The organism is Methylobacterium sp. SyP6R, assembly GCF_019216885.1.
Lineage (GTDB): Bacteria > Pseudomonadota > Alphaproteobacteria > Rhizobiales > Beijerinckiaceae > Methylobacterium.
Window position 1 is genome coordinate 1,995,294 of sequence record NZ_JAAQRC020000001.1, and the last position, 22,186, is coordinate 2,017,479.

The window sequence follows — 22,186 nt, forward strand, 5'->3', positions numbered from 1 at the left end:
CGCCATTCTTTTCCCAAATCGCCGCGCCACTCGCGCGGAGAAGCGAGTTGACGCGCCCCATCCGTTCCGGATGGCCTTGCAGCATGCGGACGAGAACCCTGCGCCTCGTACGGGCACGCCCACGCCTCCCAAAACGGCACCGCCCGCGCCCGTCGCCGCACTGCACACCGATGCATCACCGGCTGCCGCATGCCTGCGCTCTCCTCCTTCCGAAGCGTGGTGCGCACCCCGTCCGCACCCCCGCCCTTCGCGCGTGCAGCATAGTGCCTAAATGCCCGGAATCCCTGCGCTTCATGCGCCAGAGTGCTGCCAAATCGGCAGGCACAGGGGTTGGTTGACGATTCCCTGCGCGCTGCATGCGGATCGTGCATGGCTGGCTTACGCGACTCCCTCTCCCAGCACCGGGGCCATTTCCCATATGGTGCGTTGCAACAGAGACAGGCAGCCGCTGCCGAAACGGTTCGCACCGGCTGCCCGTCCAGAGGTCAAATCCGATGTTCGTCTCCCTCATCCTCAGCAAGATCCGCTCCTACCTCCGCTACCGCGAGACCGTGCACGAGCTGTCGCGTCTCTCGGACCGCGAGCTCGACGATCTCGGCATCAGCCGCTTCGAGATCCAGGGCATCGCCCGCTCGGTCGCGTAAGCGCTCCTCAGCGTACCAGTACCGCGTACCGAGTACCCCCAAGTCGATCATAGGCCCGCCGGGCCGTTCATCGTCTCGCGCGCCCGCCCCTTCCGGCGGGCGTTCGCATGTCCGGACCCCCGCCATCCTCCCGTCGGTGTTGCATCGACGGCGTCCGATCCGATATGCCGCGTCATGTCCGGATCAGACCCCATTCACGTCGTCGGCGGCGGCCTCGCCGGCTCCGAAGCGGCCTGGCAGATCGCCGAGGCCGGCCTGCCCGTGGTGCTGCACGAGATGCGGCCGCTTCGCGGCACCGAGGCGCACCAGACGCAGGACCTCGCCGAGCTCGTCTGCTCGAACTCGTTCCGCTCCGACGACGCGGAGCAGAACGCCGTCGGGCTGCTTCACCAGGAGATGCGCCGCCTCGGCTCGCTGATCATGGCTTGCGGCGACGCCAACCAGGTGCCGGCCGGCGGCGCGCTCGCCGTCGACCGCGAAGGCTTCGCCCGGGCCGTCACCGCGGCGCTCGAAGGCCATCCGAACGTCACCATCCTCCGCGAGGAGATCGACGGCCTGCCGCCGGCCTCGTGGGACAGCGTGATCCTGGCGACCGGCCCGCTCACCGCGCCCGGCCTCGCCGAGGGGATTCGCAGCCTCACCGGCGCCGAATCGCTCGCCTTCTTCGACGCCATCGCGCCGATCGTGCACCGCGACTCGATCGACATGGGCAAGGCCTGGTTCCAGTCCCGCTACGACAAGGTCGGGCCGGGTGGCACCGGGGCCGACTACATCAACTGCCCGCTCGACCGCGAGCAATACGCCGCCTTCATCCAGGCCCTGATCGACGGCGAAAAGACCTCGTTCAAGGAATGGGAGGCCTCGACCCCCTATTTCGACGGCTGCCTGCCGATCGAGGTGATGGCCGAGCGCGGTCCCGAGACCCTGCGCCACGGGCCGATGAAGCCGTTCGGCCTGACCAACCCGCACAACCCGACGGTCAAGGCCTACGCGATCGTGCAGCTGCGCCAGGACAACGCGCTGGCGACGCTCTACAACATGGTCGGCTTCCAGACGAAGCTGCGGCACGCCGAGCAGGTGCGGGTCTTCCGCACGATTCCCGGCCTGGAGAACGCCGAGTTCGCACGCCTCGGCGGCCTGCACCGCAACACCTATCTCGACAGCCCGCGCCTCCTCGACGCCACCTTGCGGCTCAAGGCCGAGCCGCGCCTGCGCTTCGCCGGCCAGATCACCGGCTGCGAGGGCTATGTCGAGAGCGCCGCGATCGGCCTGATGGCCGGCCGCTTCGCCGCCGCCGAGCGCCAGGGGCGCTCGCTGGAGCCGCTGCCGGTGACGACGGCGCTCGGGGCCCTCATCGGCCACATCACCGGCGGACACGTCTCGGCCGAGGATGCGGGGACGCCGCGGTCGTTCCAGCCGATGAACGTCAATTTCGGCCTCTTCCCGCCCCTCGACCGGGCACCGAAGGCCCCGGACGGCAAGCGCCTGCGGGGCACGGAGAAGGCACAGGCGAAGAAGCGGGCGATGACCGACCGGGCCCGGGCCGCGCTGGGCGAATGGCTCGGAGAGGCGCCGGCCCCGCTGCCGGCCGAGGCGGCGGAGTAGCGTCGGGGGACATGCAGCCGCATTCCGCCCTGGAGGTGAGCCGACGGTCGCCACACCCTCCGGGTCATCCCGGGTTCCGCGACGCGGCCCCGGGATGACGTGGAGACATGGAAGGCTTGGGGGCTACTTGACCGACCGCGCCGCCCACCACAGCCGCCAGATCCGGCGCCAGTTCGGCACCTCGATCACGCTGGCGAGCGGGTCGTAGCCCGGCCGTTCCATCCGGGCGAGATAGGCCTCGACGAGGGCGACCGGCAGGAAGGCGGGGGCCGCCACCGTGGCGATCGTCGCCCGCTCGGCCGCGTAGGCCGCGAGGTGGCGGCGCACCAGCGCCCGCATGTCGGCGCAGGCCCCGAGCAGGCCCGGGCCGCCGCGGCCCGCCACGATGTCCTCGCGGGTGACGCCGTGGGCCTTGAGCACGTCCGCCGGCAGGTAGACCTGGCCGCTGCGCGCGTGCCACGGCAAGGCCCGCAGGAGGCCGGTCACCGCGTAGGCGACGCCGGCATGGCCCGCGGCCGCGGCGCCCCCGGGCTCCGAGCCGTTCGCCAGGATCAGGCTGCCGAGGCGGATCAGGCAGGAGGCGGTCTCGCCGCAATAGCCTTCGAGGTCGCCGGTCGAGGGCATCGGGTCGTCGTAGAGATCGAAGACCCGGGCGTCGATCAGGTCGACCAGGGGCTGGCGCGGCAGGCGCGCCTTGACGAGGGTGTCGTCGAGGGCAGCGGCGACCGGGTGGGCGCGCACGTCGCCCCGCGCCTCGCCCTGAAGGGCGTCGCGCCACCATTGCAGGCGCAACTCGCCCGGCATCGGGCTCGAGACGGCCTCCCGCACCCGCGCCACCTCCAGGCTGAAGGCGGCGAGCGCGTGGAGATGCGGGCGGATCTCCGCCGGGGCGTAGAGGCTGGCGTACCAGCGGTCCGGGTCGCCGTCCCGCACCAGGGATTCGCAATGGGCATAGGCCCAGGCCGGATCCCGCGTCTCGGGTTGGCTCATGAAATCCGGCTCACGTCACGGCACCGCGATCAGGGCGGCCGCGACCTTGCGGTTCTCGGCCATCAGGATGTTGTAGGTCCGGGCCGCCGCGCCGGTCTGCATCACGTCGAGGCCGATGCCGGCCTCCTTCAGGAACCGGCGCAAGGAGTCGGGCACGAACACGATCTCGGCGCCGGTCCCGAGCAGCAGCAGGTCGATCCCGCCGGCCTCGGCCACGAGGGGCGATAGGCTCTTCGGCGTGATGCCGGCGGGCTCGGTCACCTCCCAGGCGCGCACGCCCGAGGGCAGCGCCAGGATTGAGCCGCGATGCGACATCTCGGCGAAGCGGAAGCCGCCGCCGCCATAGGCGTCGATCGGGTGACGGCCCGGAACGAAGCCGTCCTGCGGGCGCTCGGGAGCCGCCACCTACTCGGCCGCCTGCGGCAGGGCCGAGGGGTCGCGCACCTGCGTCCGGGAGCCGCCGGCCTGCAGCCCGATATAGATCAGGAACGGGGTCGAGACGAAGATCGCCGAGTAGGTGCAGATCACCACGCCGGCGAGCATCACCACCGAGAAGCCCTTGATCGCCTCGCCGCCGAACAGCACGAGTGCCAGCAGCGACAGGGCGGTCGACATCGCGGTCATCACCGTGCGCGACATGGTCGAGTTGATCGACAGGTTGAGCAGCTGCTCGGTCGGCATGGTCTTGTAGCGCCGCATCAGCTCGCGGGTGCGGTCGAACACCACCACGGTCTCGTTCAGCGAGTAGCCGACGATGGTGAGGATCGCGGCGATCGAGGTCATGTTGAACTCGATCCGGGTGATCACGAACAGCCCGACCGTGATGACGATGTCGTGCAGGGTGCCGACGATCGCGCCGAGCGCCAGCTCGCGCTCGAACCGGAACCACAGATAGAGCAGGACCGCCACGACCGAGAGCACGACGCCGATCGTGCCCGATTGCACCAGCTCGCCCGAGACGCGGGGACCGACGGTCTCGACCCGGTCGAAGGCGTAATCCTTGTCGAAGGCGGCGTGGGCCTTCTGCATCACCAGGGTCTGCCCGGTCTCGCCGCCGGCCTGGAGCGGGAAGCGGACCGAGATCGAGCCCTGGCCGAGTTCCTGCACCTCGGTCTCGCCGAAGCCGAAATCGTTGGCGGTGTGGCGCACCGCGCCGACATCGGAGGTGACGCCGGCCTTCGGCCGCAGCTCGACCAGGGTGCCGCCCTTGAAGTCGATGCCGAAATTGAGCCCGATCTGCAGGAACAGCACCACCGTGGCGACCGAGATGAAGGCCGAGAGCGGGAAGCTGAAGCGCCGCAGGCGCATGAAGTCGAAGTGGGATTCGTCGGGCCAGAGGCGGAGGAGGCGCATCGTCGGTCTCGAAAAGGGTCTGTCGGCGCGCCCCTTACCCGGAGCGCAGCGCAAGTCCGGGCGGTTGCGAGGACCGCCCGTAGAAGCATCAGATCGGCAGGGTCTTCATATCGGGAGAACCTTGGGCCGCAGGCGCTGGTACCACAGGGCGATCATCATCCGGGTCAGGGTCACGGCGGTGATGACCGTGGTCATGATGCCGAGGATGAACACCACCGCGAAGCCGCGCACCGGCCCCGAGCCGAGGAAGAACAGGATCACCGCGGCGATCGCCATGGTGGAGTTGGAATCCACGATGGTGGCGAAGGCGCGGTCGAAGCCGGCTTGCAGCGCCGAGGGGATCGAGCGGCCGGCCCGCACCTCCTCGCGCACGCGCTCGTAGATCAGCACGTTGGAATCGACCGCGGTGCCGATGGTGAGCACGATGCCGGCGATGCCCGGCAGCGTCATCGTGGCTTCCAGCACCGACATCAGGCCGAGGATCAGGCCGACATGGACGAGGAGCGCGATGTTGGCGAACAGGCCGAACACGCCGTAGGCGGCGAACATCAGCACGACGACGAGGATCGTCGCCACGATGGTGGCGTGCTTGCCCGCCTCGATCGAGTCGCGGCCGAGGCCCGGGCCGACGGTCCGGCGCTCGATCACGGTGAGCTTGGCCGGCAGGGCGCCGGCGCGCAGCAGCACCGAGAGGTCGTTGGCCTGCTGCACCGTGAACCGGCCGGAGATCTGGCCCTGCCCGCCGGTGATCGGCTGCAGGATGCGGGGGGCCGACACGACCTCGTTGTCGAGGACGATCGCCATGGCGCGGCCGACATTCTCGCTCGTCGCCTGGCCGAAGCGCTGGGCGCCGCGCAGGTTAAACTTGAAGTTGACGATCGGCTCGTTCGACTTCTGGTCGAAGCCCGGCTGGGCGTCGGTCAGGTCGGCGCCGTCGGCCATCACCCGGCGCTCCACCGGCACCTTCTGGCCGTTGGCATCCTTGGAGGGCAGCATGTCGACGTCGCCGGCCGAACTGTCGGCGAGGAGGCGGAACTCGAGCTTGGCGGTCTTGCCGAGCTGCTCCTCCAGGCGCGCCGGGTCCTGCAGGCCCGGGACCTGGACCAGGATGCGATCGGCGCCCTGCTGCTGGATCGACGGCTCGGTGGTGCCGCCGAGATCAACGCGCTTGCGGATCACCTCGATGGCTTGGCTGACCGCCCGGCGCACCCGGGCGTTGAAGCCCGCATCGGAGAAGGTGAGCTGGATCAGGCCGTTCGGCTCCTCGCGCACGTCGAGGGTACGGGCGCCGGTCTGGCCGAGGGTGGCGTCGGTGACGGGCTGCGACAGGGCCTGCAGCTTCGGCATCGCCTTGGCGCGGGCGGCGGCGTCACTGATGCGCAGCTGCACGCCGCGCGGCTGGATCTGGATGCCGCCATCGGCCTGCACGCCGGCCTCGCGGAGGGCTTGGCGCACGTCGTCGCGCAAGCCTTGCGCCATGGTGCGGCCGAGGTCGTTGCGGTCGACCTCCAGCACGATCTGTGACCCGCCCTGGAGGTCGAGGCCGAGCACGATGGCGCGGGTCGGCACGATCCAGGTCGGGAACCAGGACGGCAGGGACTTGATGAAGCCGTTGCGCTGCTCGGCCGTGAAGAAGCTCGGCACGGCGAGCATCAGGCCGACGAGGATCACGGCGAGCGTCGCGACGGCCTTCGTGGTGGAGATACGGAGCATCCGCGGCGTCCCAACCGGTCTCGAATATGTGTGAGATAGGGCGGCCCGGCGCTTCTCGTCCGGGCTTCACCCTGCGTCAGACGATGGATCAGGCGGCCTTGACCGGCTCGCCCTTGGCCCGAACCTCGGAGATCATGGTGCGGACCACCTTGACGTTGACGTTCGGGGCGATCTCCACCTCGATCTCCGGGGCCTCGGTCACCTTGGTGACCCGGCCGACGATGCCGCCGGTGGTCACCACCGTGTCGCCGCGGCGCACGTTCTTGATCATGTCCTGGTGGTCCTTGGCGCGGCGCTGCTGCGGGCGCAGGATCAGGAAATACATGATCACGAAGATCAGGATGAAGGGGACGACCTGCACGAGGATGTCCGTGCCGCCGGACATCCCGGCTCCCTGCGCGAAGGCGGGCGTGATCACTCTCGAGGTCTCCCGAACAAGACGAAAACGGGCCGGGCGGGTCCCCGCCGGCCTTGCAAAAGCGCGCGGACTATAGCCACGGACGACCCGAAAGCAACGTCGGGGAACGGCCCTCCCCTGCCCGATCCCGGTGGGTTTTCGCCCGCGGGGCCTTGGGGTTTTCGTTCGCGGCGCGTTGGGATTAAGAGGCGCCACCCGCACGTCCGCCCCTGCGCAGGAGCCCGTTTCCCCGCGATGACCGATCCGATCCCGACCTCCCCGTCCGGAACCGACCTGCTGCCCGTCCTGCTGCGCATCGCCGCGGCCCTGGAGCGCAGCGCTCCGCCGGCGCGCCCCGCCCCCGACTTCGCGGCGGCCGACGCCTTCGTATGGCAGCCGGAAGGGCGGCTCCAGCCGGTACCGCGGGTCAACCGGGTCGAGATGGGACTGTTGCGCGGCATCGACCGGATGCGCGACATCCTGTTCGACAACACGGAGCGCTTCGCCCGCGGCCTGCCGGCCAACAACGCCCTGCTGTGGGGCGCCCGCGGCATGGGCAAGTCGTCGCTGGTCAAGGCGGTGCATGCCGAGATCAATGCGCGCGACGTCGCGCGGGACTTGGAGCGGCCGCTGAAGCTCGTCGAGATCCATCGCGAGGACATCGAGGGACTGCCGGCCCTGATGGGGTGGCTCCGGCCGGATCCGCATCGCTTCGTGGTGTTCTGCGACGACCTGTCCTTCGATGCCGAGGACACCTCGTACAAGTCGCTCAAGGCGGCGCTCGACGGCGGCATCGAGGGCCGGCCCGACAACGTGATCTTCTATGCCACCTCGAACCGGCGCCACCTGCTCCCCCGCGACATGATGGAGAACGAGCGCTCGACGGCGATCAACCCGGGCGAGGCGGTGGAGGAGAAGGTGTCGCTCTCCGACCGGTTCGGCCTGTGGCTCGGCTTCCACAAGTGCAGCCAGGACGAGTACCTGGCGATGATCGACGCCTACGTGGCGCGGTACGGCCTGACGATGGAGCCGGAGCGGCTGCGGGCCGAGGCCCTCGAATGGTCGACCACCCGCGGGGCGCGGTCGGGCCGCACGGCGTTCCAGTACATCCAGGACCTGGCGGGGCGCCTGGGGCGGCGGCTGGACTGAGGTCGTTCTCGATCCCGTCACCTCTGCGTCGGTCCGGGGCGTTAAGCGAAAGTCCCGGGCTGCTCGGCGCAGCCCGGGATGTCGCGGAGGTTCGGACCGGAGCGGGACGATCCTACTCCCCCGCAGCCTCCTCCGCCGCCCGGGCGCGCTCGCGGCGCTTCTCCATGGCGCGGACCGAGAACACCGAGGCCTCGTAGAGGAGCAGCATCGGTACCGCGAGCGAGAGCTGGCTGATCACGTCCGGCGGGGTCAGCACCGCGGCGGCGACGAAGACCAGGACGATCGCGTAGCGCCGGCGCTCCTTCAGGAACTTCGAATCGATCAGCCCGATCTGGCCCAGGAGGGTCAGGATCACCGGCAGCTGGAACGCGATCCCGAAGGCGAAGATCAGCGTCATGATGAGCGAGAGGTACTCGTCCACCTTCGGCAGGAGCTCGATCGTGGCCTCGCCCGGCTGGCCGATCTGCTGCAGGCTGACCGAGAACTTGATCAGCAGCGGCATCGCCAGGAAATAGACGACGAGGGCGCCGAGCAGGAAGAAGACCGGCGTGGCGACGAGATAGGGCAGGAAGGCCCGGCGCTCGTTGCGGTACAGGCCCGGTGCCACGAAGGCGTAGAGTTGCGTCGCGACCACCGGGAAGGACAGGAAGCCGGCGCCGAACACGCTGAGCTTGATGTTGGTGAAGACCTGCTCGAGGAAGTGGGTCGCGATAAGCCGTGCCTTGTCTGCTCCCACCACCGCCACGTAGGGGTGGACGAGGATGTTGTAGATGTGCTGCGCGAAGAAGAAGCAGACGAAGAACATGACCCCGAAGGCGAGCAGCGACTTGATCAGCCGCGAACGCAGCTCGATCAGGTGCTCGATCAGCGGTGCGCGCGAGGCCTCGATCTCGGCTTCATCGGCCTCGGTCATCATGCAGTGTGGCCCGTGCTGGCGGTGTCGTGGGAGGTGGGAGACTTCGACGCCGCGCGAGCGGCTTCGGCCTTGAGCTGTGCGGTCGCCGCCGCAAGCGCCGAGATGGAGGGCTTCTCGTCCGCGGGCTCGGGGAGCTGATAGGCCGGCGGTGCGGCGGGATCGAAGGCCGGCGGGGCCGGTTCCGGCAGCGCGGCGGGCACGTCCGAGGCGGTGGAATGGGGAGCCGAGGGGTCCGATGCCGACGACTCCGCGCCCGGCAGGGCCTGAGTCGCGGGTTTGGGCACGCCGTCGACGGCGCCCTTGATCTCGTTGCGGATGGTCTGGACCGGGTTGAAGCCGGTACTCGTCGCCGAGGAGACGCTGCGGTTGATGTCCGCGACTTCGCGGCGGACGTCGTCGAGCTCGGCCTCGCGCATCGCCTCGCTGAACTGGCTCTGGAACTCGCCCGCCATCCGCTTCACCCGGGCGACGACCTGGCCGACGGTGCGCAGGGTCCTGGGCAGGTCCTTGGGGCCGATGACGACGAGCGCGACGCCGCCGATCAGCATCACCTCGCCCCAACTCATATCGAACATGGCGTGACGGCCCTGCTACTCGCGCGGCGCGACTCTTGAAATCACGCGGCGCGGCTCGTGAGCGGGCGCCCCGCGCGGGCTGTCTAGCACGCCGATGCGCCGGCGCCAGTCACCGGCGACCGGGTTCCGCATGAAACAGGTGCCCGATGAGGAACTCGCCCCGCCCCGGGAGGCGCCGATCGGGTCGGCGCGAAAAAGGAGGCCGACCGGAGGTCGCGCGCTCCTTCATGCGGGGAACGGGCCAGAGGCCGGACCGCTCAGCCGACCTTGCGGTCGACGTTCGGCTCGGTGCCCAGCGGCGGCATCTGCGCGGTCGGCACATGGGGTGTTGGCGCCTGGGTGGCCGGCGCATGGACAGGCTGCGCGGGCGCCGGCGGAACCACCGGGGGCGGCACTTGGACCGGGGGCACCTGAACCGGGGGCACCTGCGCATGCGGTACCTGCGCCGTCGAGGCCGGGGCCTGCTCGTCGTCGGCCATGCCCTTCTTGAACGCCTTGATGCCCTTGGCGACGTCGCCCATCAGGTCGGACACCTTGCCGCGCCCGAACAGCAGCATGATGATCACGCCGACGACGATCCAGTGCCAGATACTCGCGCCGCCCATGGTTCTCTCCTGCGCAGCGTCTGCATCGCTGCGGCACTCTCGCGGGGCGTCGTGCGACGTCCCAAACCTCTGATCCCGCAGGCTCATCATCGCCGTGGGGGCGGTCCGAGCACGTGCGGTGCGGCCGGAACGTAAGGACGGCAAGAGGCGAAAACAAGCATTTCCTCGGGGCCCGGGGGAATGCCCCACCCGGGAATTCAGTCCGCCGCGGCATCGCCGGGGAGCGAGGGGCCGTCGATGGGATCCTCGTCGGCTCCCGCGCCGTCGCCCGGCTGCGGGACCCGGAAGCCCGCCGGCAGCCGGCCTTCCAGCAGGCCGAGGCCTTTCAGCTCGTCGAGGCCCGGCAGGTCGGAGACCGCGTCGAGGCCGAAATGATCCAGGAAGGCCGGGGTGGTGCCGTAGGTCACCGGCCGCCCCGGCGTACGGCGGCGGCCGCGCAACCGCACCCAGCCGGTCTCGAGCAGGAGGTCGAGGGAGCCCTTCGAGGTGGTGACGCCGCGGATCTCCTCGATCTCGGCGCGGGTCACCGGCTGGTGATAGGCGACGATGGCCAGCGTCTCGAGGGCGGCCCGCGACAGCTTGCGCGGCTCCGGGACGCCGCCCCGCAGGGCCGGGGCGAGGTCGGGCGCGGTACGGAAGGCGTAGCCGCCGGCGACCCGCGCGAGCGCGATGCCCCTCGCCGCGTAGTCACCGGCGATCTCGGCGATCACGGCCCGGACGTCGGTGCCGGCGGGAAGCCGGGCGGCGAGGTCGGCCTCGGTGAGGGGCGTGGGCGCACGGAAGATCAGCGCCTCGGCGAGGCGGGCGGCCTCGGAGGGCGGTGATGACGCGGAGAGGCGCATCGCCTTGGGGGCGCGACCCGCGGGCTCGCGCGTCACGGCCCGGCGGCCCGGATCTGGATCGGCGCGTAGGCGCCGTCCTGACGCAGGAGAATCTGGCCCTCGCGGGCGAGCTCCAGCACTGCCGAGAGCGAGGAGGCCCGCACGGTGGCGCGGCGCTTCGGATCGGCGAGGTACTGGGCGAGGTAGGAATCGAGGTCGGTCCAGTCGTCCCGCGGGCCGATCAACCGCTCCAGGGCGCTCCTGGCATCGACCAGGGACCACACGCTCCTCGGCGGCAGCGTCACCTGGGCCCGGGCGCGTTCCTGGCGCTGGCGGGCATAGGCCGCGATCAGGTCGTGCAGGGTGACGGCGAAGGCCCCCGGTGCGGCGGATGCGGGCTCGGGCGGCAGGGCGCCGCGAGCGAAGACGTCGCGCCCGAGCTGGCCCCGCCCGGACAGCATCAGCGCGGCGGCGCGGATCGCCTCCAGGCGGCGCAGGCGAAGGCCCAGCGCCTCGGCGAGGTCGCCGGCGGCGGGTTCGGGGCCGCGGGGCGGCGCCGGCAGCAGCAGGCGCGACTTCAGGTAGGCGAGCCAGGCCGCCATGACGAGATAATCCGCCGCCAGTTCCAGGCGCAGGCGGCGCGCCTCGTCGATGAAGGCGAGGTACTGCTCGACCAGCGCCAGGATGGAGATTCGGGCGAGGTCGACCTTCTGGCGCCGGGCCAGTTCCAGGAGCAGGTCGAGAGGTCCCTCGAAACCGTCGACATCGACGACGAACGGCGCGCCGTCGCCGGCTCCTTCGTCCCCCGCGAAGTCGTCCGCCACCTCAGGCCGCGGTCGCGAGCCCGGCATCGAGGCGGGCGCGGGCCTCGGCCGGATCGAATGCCGGGGCGTTCTGGGGTCCTTGTGCCGGGCTCAAGCGGGCCAGGGCGGCATCCGCCCGGCGCAGGGCCTCGCCGGCGAGGACGGGGCTGGCTGCCACCACCTCCTCCATCTCGGCCCGGACGCCGTTGCAGTGCAGGCCGATGTCGCAGCCGGCCCGGAAGGCGGCGGCGGCGCGCTCGCGGAAGGTGCCGGACAGGGCGTTCATCGACAGATCGTCGGTCATCAGCAGACCGTCGAACCCGATGCGGCCGCGCACGATCTCCCGGATGATCGTGGCCGAGGTGGTGGCCGGGCTCTCCGGGTCGAGGGCGCGGAACACGACGTGGGCCGACATCGCCATCGGCAGGTCGCAGAGCGCCCGGAAGGGCCGGAAGTCGTGCGCGTCGAGCTCGGCCAGGCTCGCCTCGACCACCGGCAGGGCATGGTGGCTGTCGGCGCCGGCGCGGCCGTGGCCGGGCATGTGCTTGATCACCGGCAGCACCCCGCCGGCCATCAGCCCCTCGGCCACCGCCCGTCCGAAGGCCGCGACCACCGCCGGATCGGTGCCGTAGGCCCGATCGCCGATGACGTCGTGGGCGCCCGGCACCGGCACGTCGAGGACCGGCGCGCAATCGACGTTGATGCCGACCTGGGCGAGGTCGTGCGCCATCAGGCGGGCACCGAGGCCGGCCAGCGCCGGCCCGCCTTCGGGGCCGCCGGCCCGCAGATAGGCCCGGCCCGACGGGTAGGCCTGCCAGTGCGGCCGCGTCAGGCGCTGCACCCGGCCGCCCTCCTGGTCGATCAGGATCGGAGCGTCGGCCCGGCCGACGGTCTCGCGGAGCGCCGCCGTCAGCGCACGGACCTGCTCGGGGGTCTCGACGTTGCGCTTGAACAGGATGAAGCCCCAGGGCTGCACCTCGCGGAAGAAGGCGGCCTCCTCGGGGCTCAAGGTCGGGCCGGCGCAGCCGAGGATCAGGGCAAGGGTCATCGACGGCGGCTCTCGTCGGTTCGAAGGGGGAACGGTCGCGCGCTCCCGTCCGGCATCCATGCGGGCGCCGATGATCGGGAATCGCAAGCGGATAAAGACGGGAATTTAGGCGATTCGCCGGCCCGGGGCTGTCGGCACTGCGCCACAGCCGCGGGGTTTCTCGGCGTCGGTCAGTTGCTCGTCGCTCAGTTCTTGGCGACGAAGCAGGCGGCGCCCGAGGCCTTGAGCCTGCCGCACAGGCCGTCGGCACTCTCCTTCGACATCGGCCCGACGCGGACGCGGTAGATCGACTTGCCGTTGACCTCGGCCTGGCGGATCAGCGGCGATTGACCGCCGAGCACGGCGCCGTAGCGCTCCTGGGCCTGCTTGAACGCGACCTCCGCCTCCTTCTCGGTGGCGCGCACCGAGAGCTGCACCGAGAAGCCGCCCACCGGCGCCTGGGGCGAGGGCATCGCCTGGGTGGTGGTCGGCGGCTCGGCCGAGGCGACGCGCTGGATCGGCTTCTGCCGCGGTGTTTCCGCGGCCGGCGCCGGAGTCTCGGCGGCCGTATTCTGCGCGGCTTGAGCCGGCGCGATCGGGATCGCCCGCGGGCCGCGCGGCGTGGCCGGGGTCGAGCCGGTCGCCTCGGTCGGCAGGGTCATGGTCGGGATCGGGGAGACCGGCGATTCCTGAGCGGCCTGTGCCTGCGCGGCGGCCTGGGCCGCGCGCTGGGCCTCGGCCGGCGAGGGCTCGGGACGGACCGACACGGTGCGCACCCGGCGCGGCTCGCCGAGGGATTCGGTCAGGGCGTTGCCCGGGGTGGCGGGCGTGCCGGCCTCGGCGGCGAGGGAGCGTGCCGCCTGCTTGACGTCGAGGGGCTGCTCCTCGCGGTTGACGATGCGGATCTGCCCGCCGTCCTTCGCCGGAGCGGTGGCGGTGCGCTCGTAGATCTGCTTGTTCTGGTCCGGGATCTCGACGCCGCCGGCATTCTGGGGTGCGACCTTGAGCGGCGCCTGGTCGGCCATCACCAGGATCGGCGCGCCGGAGCGGCCGTGATGGAAGGCCTTCCAGGTCAGCGCGCCGCCGATCGACGCCGCGACGATGCCGAGCGCCGTGCCGACGAGGGCGATGCGACGGCGACCCCGCGGCCGCGGCTCAGGGTTCGCCTCCGCCTCGGGCATGCCGGGCGCCGGCTCGGAATCGATCTCGCGGTCCACCGCGGCGAGGTATTGGTTGAAGGCGGCGGCCGGCGTGTGCGCCGGCGCGGGGCCGGGCGCCGGCATCGGCGCGCCCGGACCGGGCTCACCGAAATTCGGCTCGTTGCGGGTGGCGGACAGGCCCGGCGCCGGCGCCTCGCCGTAATGCGGCATCACCGGCTCGACGCGGCCGCGCGGCTCCGCGCGGCTCGCTTCCTTGGCTTCCTTGGCCTCGAGAAGGGCGCGGAACGGATCGTCCTGGCCGACGATGCGGGCGAGTTCGGCGAGGGGATCGGGCCGGGCGCCGGGGCGCGCCTGATCCTGTCGGGCGGGGGCCGGCTGCCGATCCTGCTCGTAGCCGTCGTAATCGACGGGAACCCGGGAAGCATTGGTCGTCATGGCAGCACCATCCTGTTCGCCCTCGCGTCACCTCGCCGCGCGTCGGGCCCGGTTCGGCGGCACCGGCCGCCGATCCCCATATGGGACGGGCGGCCGTCAGATCCCATCGCTCGCGTCCCGCCGCGGCGGCGCCTCACGGCGTGCCGCGACGTCAGGTCGCGTGCCGGTCCCAGGGGCGCCTCAGCGCATCTCGTCGGGCGCGCCGACGCCGAGGATCCCGAGATTGGACGCGACCACCCCCTTGAGGGCAGCGACGAGGGCCAGCCTCGCCTCGGTGGACTTTCTGTCGGTTTGATTAACAAACCGTAATTGCGGCAAGTCTTTGCCCTTGTTCCAGAAACTATGGAACGCGCTCGCCAGCTCGTAGAGGTGGAAGGCGACGCGGTGCGGCTCGTGGGCGGCGGCCGCCGCCTCGATCACGCGCGGCACCTGGGCGATTCCGCGCATCATCTCGAGCTCGCCCGGATCGGTCAGGCCCGACAGATCGGCTTTCGCCAGCGCGGCCGGCGTGAGGTCGAGCTCGGGGAACGCCTCGCGGGCCTGGCGGAACACCGAGGCCGCCCGGGCATGCGCGTACTGGACGTAGAAGACCGGGTTGTCCTTCGACTGCTCGACCACCTTGGCGAGGTCGAAATCGAGGGTCGCGTCGTTCTTGCGGTACAGCATCATGAAGCGCACGGGGTCGCGCCCGACCTCGTCGATCACCTCGCGTAGGGTGACGAACTCGCCCGCGCGCTTGGACATCTTCACCGGCTCGCCGCCGCGCAGGAGGCGCACGAGCTGGCACAGCTTGACGTCGAGCGCCGCCTTCCCGTCCGAGACCGCCTTCACGGCCGCCTGCATGCGCTTGACGTAGCCGCCATGGTCGGCGCCGAGCACGTCGATCAGCTCGACCGCGCCGCGCTCGACCTTGGAGCGGTGATAGGCGATGTCGGAGGCGAAATAGGTGAAGCTGCCGTCGGATTTCAGCAGCGGCCGGTCGATGTCGTCGCCGAAGGCGGTCGCGCGGAACAGGGTCTGCTCGCGGTCCTCCCAATCCTCGGGCAGCTGGCCCTTGGGCGGCGGCAGCCGTCCCTCGTAGACGAGGCCCTTGGCCCGCAGGTCGGCGATCAGCGCCGCCACGGCCCCGCCCTCGCCGCCGGCCTGGAGGGTGCGCTCGGAGAAGAACACGTCGTGGTGGATGCCGATGGCCGCCAGATCCTCGCGGATCCGGTCCATCATCCGGTCGATGGCGAAATCGCGCACCAGCGGCAGCCACTCGGCCTCGGGCTTGTCGCGGAGCGTGTCGCCGTATCGGGCCTTCAGCGCCTCGCCGACCGGCACGAGGTAGTCGCCCGGGTAGAGGCCGTCCGGGATCGCGACCGTCTCGCCCAGGGCCTCGCGGTAGCGCAGGAAGGCCGAGCGGGCGAGCACGTCGACCTGGGCGCCGGCATCGTTGATGTAGTACTCGCGCGTCACGTCGCGGCCGGCGGCGGCGAGGAGGTTGGCCAGCGCGTCGCCGAACACCGCGCCGCGGCCGTGGCCGACATGCATCGGCCCGGTCGGGTTGGCCGAGACGTACTCGACATTGACCCCGCCCGGCACCCTGGCGCCCCGGCCATAGGCCTCGCCCTCGCGCAGGACCGCCCGCACCACCTCGGCGTAGATCGAAGGCGTCAGCCGCAGGTTGATGAAGCCCGGGCCGGCGACGCTGGCTTCCGTCACGCGGGGGTCGCTGCGCAGGTCGGCGGCCAGGGCCTCGGCGAGCGCCTTCGGGTTGGTGCGCGCTTCCTTCGCCAGCACCAGGGCGGCGTTGGTGGCGAGATCGCCGTGGCTCGGGTCGCGCGGCGGCTCGACCACCACGCGGGCACGGTCGAGCCCCTCCGGCAGGGTGCCGGCGCGGGTGAGCGTCTCGAGCGCCTCGCCGATGCGGGCCTCGAAGGCGGCGAAGATGTTCATGCGTTGACCAGTTCTGCAAAGTTCGGGCCGGAGGCGGCATGCCGCACTCAGGCGCCGGGCTCTTCTCACGCCGGGGCGGGCGGCTGCAAGCGGGGCGGCAAGGGACGCCCTCATCGATATGAAAGCAAAGCGCTTCCCCTCCCCCTTGTGGGGAGGGGCTAGGGGTGGGGGTGGTGCAGGATTGAGCGCCGAGCCCTACGCGGGACCACCCCCACGCGGGATCTTCGATCCCCATGACCCCTCCCCACAAGGGGGAGGGGAAAGCGCCTGCCTTTTCAATGAGTTGAATTTAAAGGCTGACGCGCGACCACCCGCGAGGCCAACCGAACCTCCCCGTTCTCTCCCTTGTCGCCGCGGGGCCGATGCTGCAAAGCGTCCTGGCGTCACCGGCCGGATTCGCCGGCCCTTATACAGACACACGATTCGGACCGCGCCATGCACGACATCCGGGCCATCCGCGACAACCCGGCCGCCTTCGACAAGGGCCTGACGAGCCGCGGGCTGGAGCCGCTGTCCTCGCAGCTCATCGCCCTCGACGACGCGCGCAAGGCCGCGATCTCGGCGGCGCAGGGAGCCCAGGAGAAGCGCAACGCCCTGTCGAAGGAGATCGGCGCGGCCAAGAAGGCGAAGGACGAGGCCCGCGCCCAAGAGCTGATGGCCGAGGTCGCCCGGCTGAAGGAGGAGGCGCCGGCGCTCGACGCGGCCGCCGACGCGGCAGGCAAGGCGCTCTCCGAGCGCCTGTCGGCGATCCCCAACATCCCGGGCCCCGACGTGCCGGAGGGCCGCGACGAGCACGACAACGTCGAGAAGAGCCGCTTCGAGGGCCGCGGGCTCAGCGAGGACGGCCGCCAGCATTTCGAGCTCGGCGAGGCCATGGGCCTGATGGATTTCGAGACCGCGGCGAAGCTCTCGGGCTCGCGCTTCGTGGTGCTGAAGGGCCAGATCGCCCGGCTGGAGCGGGCGCTCGGCCAGTTCATGCTCGACCTGCACACGGGCGAGCACGGCTATACCGAGGTGGTGCCGCCGCTGCTCGTGCGCGACGAGGCGATGTTCGGCACGGCGCAACTGCCGAAGTTCCGCGACGACCAGTTCGCGGCGGTCCAGGGCTCCCCCGAGATGGCGCAGGAGAGCGGCGCGCCGAACCGCTGGCTGATCCCGACGGCCGAGGTCCCGCTCACCAACCTCGTGCGCGAAGCGATCCTCTCCGAGGACGAGCTGCCCCTGCGCTTCACCGCACTCACCCCATGCTTCCGGGCCGAGGCCGGGGCGGCGGGGCGCGACACCCGCGGCATGCTGCGCCAGCACCAGTTCAGCAAGGTCGAGCTCGTCTCGATCACCGCGCCCGAGCGCTCGGCCGAGGAGCACGAGCGCATGCTGTCCTGCGCCGAAGCCGTGCTGAAGCGCCTCGACATCCCGTTCCGGGTCGTCACGCTCTGCACCGGCGACATGGGCTTCGCCTCGACCAAGACTTACGACATCGAGGCCTGGCTGCCGGGCCAGAAGACCTATCGCGAGATCTCGTCCTGCTCGGTCTGCGGCGACTTCCAGGCCCGCCGGATGGAGGCGCGCTACCGCCCGAAGGAGGGCAAGGGCGTCCATTACGTCCACACCCTCAACGGCTCGGGCGTCGCGGTCGGCCGCGCGCTCATCGCCGTGATGGAGAACTACCAGAACCCCGACGGCAGCGTCACGGTCCCGTCGGCCCTCGCGCCCTACATAGGCGGCCTCACCCGCATCGAAGGACACCGGTGATGCGCATTCTCGTCACCAACGACGACGGCATCCACGCGCCGGGCCTGCGCTGCCTGGAGGAGATCGCCCGCGAGCTCTCCGACGACGTCTGGGTCGTGGCACCTGAGACCGACCAGAGCGGCGTGTCGCACTCGCTGTCGCTCAACGATCCCCTGCGCCTGCGCCAGGCCGGCGAGAAGCGCTACGCGGTGAAGGGCACGCCCTCCGACTGCATCATCATGGGCATCCGCCATCTCCTGAAGGATCACGGGCCCGACCTCGTGCTGTCGGGCGTCAACCGCGGCCAGAACGTCGCCGAGGACGTGACCTATTCGGGCACCATCGCGGGCGCCATGGAGGCGACGATCCTCGGCGTGAAGGCGATCGCGCTGAGCCAGGCCTACGGCATCGGCGGGCGCGCCAACGTGAAGTGGCACACCGCCGCCCATCACGGCGCCGCGGTGATCCGGCGGATCCTGGAGGTCGGGATCGAGCCCGGCATCCTGGTCAACGTCAACTTCCCGGATTGCGAGCCCGCGGACGTGAAGGGCATCGCGGTGGCGGCGCAGGGCGTGCGCAACCAGGCGCTGCTCTCCATCGACGAGCGGGTCGACGGGCGCGGCAACCCGTATTTCTGGCTCGCCTTCGCCAAGGCGCGGTTCGAGCCCGGCCACGGCACCGACCTGAAGGCGATCGCCGACGGCTGCATCTCGATCACGCCCCTGCGCCTCGACCTCACCGACGAGCCGACGCTGACGCGCTTCGCCCAGGCCTTCGCATGACTGTCTTGGCATGAGCGACGATCACGAGGGTCAGGAGGACGCGCCGGACGGCGCTCGCGAGGCGTCCGGCGCGGTCGAGACCGCGGCCTTCGTGCTGGGCCTGCGCGCCCGCGGGGTGCGCGACGCCGCGGTGCTCGGCGCGATGGAACGGGTGCCGCGGGAGGCTTTCGCGCCGCTCGCCTTCCGCGACCTGGCGCGCCGCGACATCGCCCTGCCGCTGCCCTGCGGCCAGACCATGACGGCGCCGAGCGTCATCGCCACGATGCTGGCGGCGCTCACCGTCCAGGGAGCCCGGGTGCTCGAGATCGGCACCGGCTCCGGCTACGCCACGGCCCTGCTGGTCCGCCTTGGAGCCTCCGAGGTGGTCAGCCTGGAGCGCTACGCCACGCTCGCCCGCAATGCCCGCTCGCGCCTCGACGCGCTGGGCTTCGGCGCCGCGATGGTCGGGCTGGCCGATGGCTGCGCCCCGCCGGAGGAAGCCGGCACCTTCGACCGCATCCTGGTCAACGGCTCGCTCCGCGACCTGCCCCCGGCGCTGATCGACCGTCTGAACCCGGGCGGGCGCCTCGTCGGGGCGGTCGGCACGCCGGCCGGCCCCCGTCTCGTCGCCATCGCGCAGGAAGCTGACGGCCCGTGGCGTCAGGTGCGCGAGACGCCCCTGCGCATCGCCCCGCTGACGCCGGGCCTGGCGGCCGTGCTCTGACGCACCGCCCGGCCCCCAAGTCACCTAGGCTCGTCACCTAGGCCGGTCGCCTAGGCCGGAATCCGGCCCTCAGGGTGAAGCCGCGACGCCGCCGCGCAACGGAAGCTTAACCTGAATCCTGTTTGAATCCACCTCATACGGTTGCGTGGATGTACGGGTGCGTCGATGCCGGAACGCGGGACAGGCAAGGGGATGCGGGCGCTGTCGCGCTTCGCCCTCATCGGGCTGATCGGGGGCGCTTCGGCGGCCTGCAGCACCGATGCGGTGCGGCTCGACCCGTTCTCGAACCCGTTCTCATCGAGTGCGAGCGGGGATCCGGGTGCCACCGGCAGCCTGCCCGACGGTGGGGCGGTGGCGCCGGCGGTGCGCTCGACGCCGATCCAGTCGCGGCCGCTCTCGGCCCCGATGGCGGGAGCAGCCCTGTCGAACCGTCAGGTCTCCGCACCGGTGTCGACGCCGCGCGTCGCCGCCGCGTCCCCGGTGACCGGCGGCCCGGCCGGCTGGTCGGCGGCCGGCGGCACCGCCATCACGGTCGGCGCCAACGACAGCCTGAACCAGATGTCGACCCGCTTCGGCGTGCCCTCCGCGGCGATCCTCCAGGCCAACGGCCTGTCGAGCGCCGCACAGGTCACCCCCGGCCGCCAGATCGTGATCCCGGTCTACCATGCGGGCGGCGCCCCGGCGATGAGCGCCCGCGCCGTGCCCCCGGCGCCGCGGATGCAGGTCGCCGAGACCCGAGCCGCGGAGACCCGTGCCGCCGAGACCCGTGCCGCCGAGCCGGTGCGCCGGGTCGCCGAGGTGGCGCCGCGCCCCGAGCCTGTCCGCCGCGAGCCCCCGCGCCGCGAGCCGGAGCCGGAGCCGGCCCCCGAGCCGGTCCGCAAGGTCCATGCCCGCCCCGGCCAGGCCGAGGCCAAGGCGGTGGCGCCCGCCGCCGCCGAGCGCGCCGCCAAGCTCAACCCGCGCAAGCCCGAGCCGCGCGAGGAGGAGGAGCGGGTCGCCGCCAAGCCGCAGCGCCCCGAGCCGAAGCCCGTCGCCAAGGTGGCCGCGCGCCCGCAGGACGACGAGGAAGAGACGGTCGCGGCCAAGCCCCACAAGCCGGAGCCGAAGGCCGTCGCCAAGGTCGAGCCCAAGCCCGAGCCGAAGAAGGCCGAGATCAAGAAGCCCGAGCCCAGGCTCGTCGAGAAGACGAAGCCCGAGGTCAGGAAAGTCGCCGAGGCGGTCAAGCCCGAGCCCAAGAAGGCGGAGGTCAAGAAGGCGGAGGTGAAGCCGGTGGAGGTGAAGAAGCCGGAGCCGAAGCTGGCCGAGATGCCGAAGCCCGAGCCCAAGAAGGTCGCGGAGGTGAAGCCTGCGCAAAAGCCCGAGCCGGTCAAGCCGGTGAAGGTCGCGGCCCTGCCCGAGAAGGCGCCCGAGCCGGCGCCGGCCCCGGCCGTCGCCCCGGCGGCGCCCGCGCCCGATCCGCAATCGAGCTTCCGCTGGCCCGCCCGCGGCCGCGTGATCTCGGGCTACGGCTCGAGCGGCAACGAGGGCATCAACATCGCGGTGCCCGAAGGCACCCCGGTCAAGGCGGCCGAGGAGGGCACCGTGGCCTATGCCGGCAGCGACGTGAAGGGCTACGGCAAGCTGGTTCTGGTGCGTCACGCCAACGGCTACGTCTCGGCCTATGCCCATAACGGCGAGATCGACGTGCGCCCCGGCGAGAAGGTGAAGCGCGGCCAGACCATCGCCAAGTCCGGCGCGTCGGGCAACGTCACCTCGCCGCAGCTCCACTTCGAGATCCGGAAGGGCGCGACCCCGGTCGATCCGGTGCCGCACCTGGCGAGCAACTGACGCCCGATCGGGCGAGCGAGGAAGCGGGGCGCGCGAGCGTCCCGCTTTTTCGCGTCTGCGGCGAGAAGATCGTCCCGCAACGCGATGGTGCAGCGTTCCAGCGCCGAGGAAGCCGACATCCCGGGGCTGCGACGCGGAATCCGGAATGGCATCAGGCCTCGAGCCGCAATGTCTCCCCGACGCATGCGCCCTCCCCCAACTCCTCATCCATCTGCGCCGCGAGGCCGAAGAACCGCCGCCGCACCTCCGCCGCGTAAGGGTTCTCGCGCTCGATGGCATGGTAGACCTCCGGCGCGTCGTGCCGGACCATGCCGACCGCCTGCATCACGAGGTCGAAGCTGCGGGTCGTCATCCGGGTCGGCAGCGGCTCCATCGCCACCAGCACCTTGGCGATCAGGTGCGTCAGGCCCTGCACCGCCGCCGCCTCCCGGTCATGCGCCTCGGGCGTCGTCAGGATCACGTCGAGCCCGAGGGCGCGGCGCAGGAAGGCGCCGACCCGTCGGGCGCGGTTCCCCCGCACCGGGCAGACCGCGATCTTGAGGCCGCGCAACCCGTCCCGCGCGCTCTGCGGCCCGAACAGCGGATGGGTGGCGACGATGTCGACGCCCGGCGGCAGGCCGGCGCGCATGATCGCGGCCGGCCGCACCTTCACCGAGCCGACATCGAGGACGAGTGCGCCGGGAATCAGGTGCGGGGCGACGTCGCACACCACCGAGGCGAGGGTCGAGACCGGGGTCGCCAGAATCACCACCGGGCAGGCGGCGGCCTCGGCGAGGCCGCACCGCGCGGCGCCGGCCGCCGCGAAGGCGGAATCGGGCGCGAACGGGTCGTGGACCCGCAGCGAGAACAGCGGCGCCAGATGCGTGGCGACGAGGCGGCCGAAGGCGCCGAAGCCGATCAGGCCGAGGGCGGGAAGCGGGATGGGGGAGGACGGCACGGGAGACCTCGGATGGGAGCGAGGCCGGCGGGTCCTGGTATCCTGGAGCCTCAACCGCCGGCATGTCGCAGCGGT

21 protein-coding genes are annotated in these 22,186 nt (G+C 71.5%); 7 read left to right on the top strand and 14 right to left on the bottom strand.

Annotated features, from left to right (window positions below; genetic code table 11):
- The first annotated feature begins 494 nt into the window (after positions 1-494).
- Positions 495-644: a DUF1127 domain-containing protein gene (locus tag HBB12_RS09190; protein ID WP_082173034.1), complete on the top strand. Its 150-nt coding sequence runs from the start codon at positions 495-497 to the stop codon at positions 642-644.
- 174 nt (positions 645-818) lie between these two features.
- Positions 819-2,249 (top strand): methylenetetrahydrofolate--tRNA-(uracil(54)-C(5))-methyltransferase (FADH(2)-oxidizing) TrmFO, encoded by a 1,431-nt coding sequence (gene trmFO / locus HBB12_RS09195; RefSeq protein WP_236989065.1) that lies wholly within the window; start codon positions 819-821, stop codon positions 2,247-2,249.
- A gap of 123 nt (positions 2,250-2,372) precedes the next feature.
- Here trmFO and HBB12_RS09200 read toward each other — a convergent pair whose 3' ends face one another.
- From HBB12_RS09200 to yajC, 5 genes are all read right to left on the bottom strand, one after another.
- On the bottom strand, positions 2,373-3,239 hold the full coding sequence (locus tag HBB12_RS09200) for a phytoene/squalene synthase family protein (protein WP_236989066.1): 867 nt from the start codon (positions 3,237-3,239) through the stop codon (positions 2,373-2,375).
- A 15-nt stretch (positions 3,240-3,254) separates the two neighbouring features.
- A complete protein-coding gene (locus HBB12_RS09205; RefSeq protein ID WP_236989067.1) occupies positions 3,255-3,644 on the bottom strand; it encodes an Mth938-like domain-containing protein in 390 nt (129 codons plus the stop codon).
- Positions 3,645-4,592, bottom strand: a complete 948-nt coding sequence (gene secF / locus HBB12_RS09210) for a protein translocase subunit SecF (protein WP_236989068.1) — start codon at positions 4,590-4,592, stop codon at positions 3,645-3,647. It lies immediately after the preceding gene.
- 105 nt (positions 4,593-4,697) lie between these two features.
- Entirely contained in the window at positions 4,698-6,305 is a 1,608-nt protein-coding gene (gene secD, locus HBB12_RS09215) for a protein translocase subunit SecD (protein ID WP_236989069.1), read from the bottom strand.
- 88 nt (positions 6,306-6,393) lie between these two features.
- On the bottom strand, positions 6,394-6,723 hold the full coding sequence (yajC, locus tag HBB12_RS09220) for a preprotein translocase subunit YajC (RefSeq protein WP_236989070.1): 330 nt from the start codon (positions 6,721-6,723) through the stop codon (positions 6,394-6,396).
- Positions 6,724-6,957: 234 nt separating this feature from the next.
- Here yajC and HBB12_RS09225 point away from each other — a divergent pair, with 234 nt between their 5' ends.
- Positions 6,958-7,851 carry an ATP-binding protein gene (locus HBB12_RS09225; RefSeq protein WP_236989071.1) on the top strand — a complete coding sequence of 298 codons (894 nt, stop codon included), beginning with the start codon at positions 6,958-6,960 and terminating at the stop codon, positions 7,849-7,851.
- A 112-nt stretch (positions 7,852-7,963) separates the two neighbouring features.
- Here HBB12_RS09225 and tatC read toward each other — a convergent pair whose 3' ends face one another.
- The 8 genes from tatC to argS all read right to left on the bottom strand — a co-directional run bounded on the left by tatC (position 7,964) and on the right by argS (position 16,131).
- Positions 7,964-8,767, bottom strand: a complete 804-nt coding sequence (gene tatC / locus HBB12_RS09230) for a twin-arginine translocase subunit TatC (RefSeq protein ID WP_236989072.1) — start codon at positions 8,765-8,767, stop codon at positions 7,964-7,966.
- On the bottom strand, positions 8,764-9,342 hold the full coding sequence (tatB, locus tag HBB12_RS09235; protein ID WP_236989073.1) for a Sec-independent protein translocase protein TatB: 579 nt from the start codon (positions 9,340-9,342) through the stop codon (positions 8,764-8,766). The genes tatC and tatB overlap by 4 nt, the downstream gene beginning before the upstream one ends.
- A gap of 257 nt (positions 9,343-9,599) precedes the next feature.
- A complete protein-coding gene (locus tag HBB12_RS09240) occupies positions 9,600-9,947 on the bottom strand; it encodes a twin-arginine translocase TatA/TatE family subunit (RefSeq protein WP_236989074.1) in 348 nt (115 codons plus the stop codon).
- 197 nt (positions 9,948-10,144) lie between these two features.
- Positions 10,145-10,789, bottom strand: coding sequence for an SMC-Scp complex subunit ScpB (scpB, locus tag HBB12_RS09245; protein ID WP_236992715.1), 645 nt, complete (start codon positions 10,787-10,789; stop codon positions 10,145-10,147).
- Positions 10,790-10,821: 32 nt separating this feature from the next.
- Positions 10,822-11,619, bottom strand: a complete 798-nt coding sequence (locus tag HBB12_RS09250; protein WP_442919246.1) for a segregation and condensation protein A — start codon at positions 11,617-11,619, stop codon at positions 10,822-10,824.
- A complete protein-coding gene (nagZ, locus tag HBB12_RS09255) occupies positions 11,594-12,619 on the bottom strand; it encodes a beta-N-acetylhexosaminidase (protein WP_236989076.1) in 1,026 nt (341 codons plus the stop codon). The genes HBB12_RS09250 and nagZ overlap by 26 nt, the downstream gene beginning before the upstream one ends.
- A 185-nt stretch (positions 12,620-12,804) precedes the next feature.
- The gene (locus HBB12_RS09260) at positions 12,805-14,193 is read right to left on the bottom strand and encodes an SPOR domain-containing protein (protein WP_236989077.1); all 1,389 of its coding nucleotides are present in this window, start codon (positions 14,191-14,193) and stop codon (positions 12,805-12,807) included.
- Between the two features lie 180 nt (positions 14,194-14,373).
- Positions 14,374-16,131: an arginine--tRNA ligase gene (argS, locus tag HBB12_RS09265; protein WP_236989078.1), complete on the bottom strand. Its 1,758-nt coding sequence runs from the start codon at positions 16,129-16,131 to the stop codon at positions 14,374-14,376.
- 435 nt (positions 16,132-16,566) lie between these two features.
- On the opposite strand from argS, the gene serS reads away from it, so the two are divergent.
- From serS to HBB12_RS09285, 4 genes are all read left to right on the top strand, one after another.
- Positions 16,567-17,883 (top strand): serine--tRNA ligase, encoded by a 1,317-nt coding sequence (gene serS, locus HBB12_RS09270; RefSeq protein ID WP_236989079.1) that lies wholly within the window; start codon positions 16,567-16,569, stop codon positions 17,881-17,883.
- On the top strand, positions 17,883-18,644 hold the full coding sequence (surE, locus tag HBB12_RS09275) for a 5'/3'-nucleotidase SurE (RefSeq protein WP_236989080.1): 762 nt from the start codon (positions 17,883-17,885) through the stop codon (positions 18,642-18,644). Before serS ends, surE begins: the two co-directional genes overlap by 1 nt.
- 10 nt (positions 18,645-18,654) lie before the next feature.
- Positions 18,655-19,347, top strand: coding sequence for a protein-L-isoaspartate O-methyltransferase family protein (locus tag HBB12_RS09280; protein WP_236989081.1), 693 nt, complete (start codon positions 18,655-18,657; stop codon positions 19,345-19,347).
- 165 nt (positions 19,348-19,512) lie between these two features.
- The gene (locus HBB12_RS09285) at positions 19,513-21,174 is read left to right on the top strand and encodes a peptidoglycan DD-metalloendopeptidase family protein (protein WP_236989082.1); all 1,662 of its coding nucleotides are present in this window, start codon (positions 19,513-19,515) and stop codon (positions 21,172-21,174) included.
- A 151-nt stretch (positions 21,175-21,325) separates the two neighbouring features.
- Here the strand turns inward: HBB12_RS09285 and HBB12_RS09290 are convergent, their stop codons facing one another.
- Positions 21,326-22,111 (bottom strand): prephenate dehydrogenase/arogenate dehydrogenase family protein, encoded by a 786-nt coding sequence (locus tag HBB12_RS09290; protein ID WP_236989083.1) that lies wholly within the window; start codon positions 22,109-22,111, stop codon positions 21,326-21,328.
- Positions 22,112-22,186 lie beyond the last annotated feature (75 nt).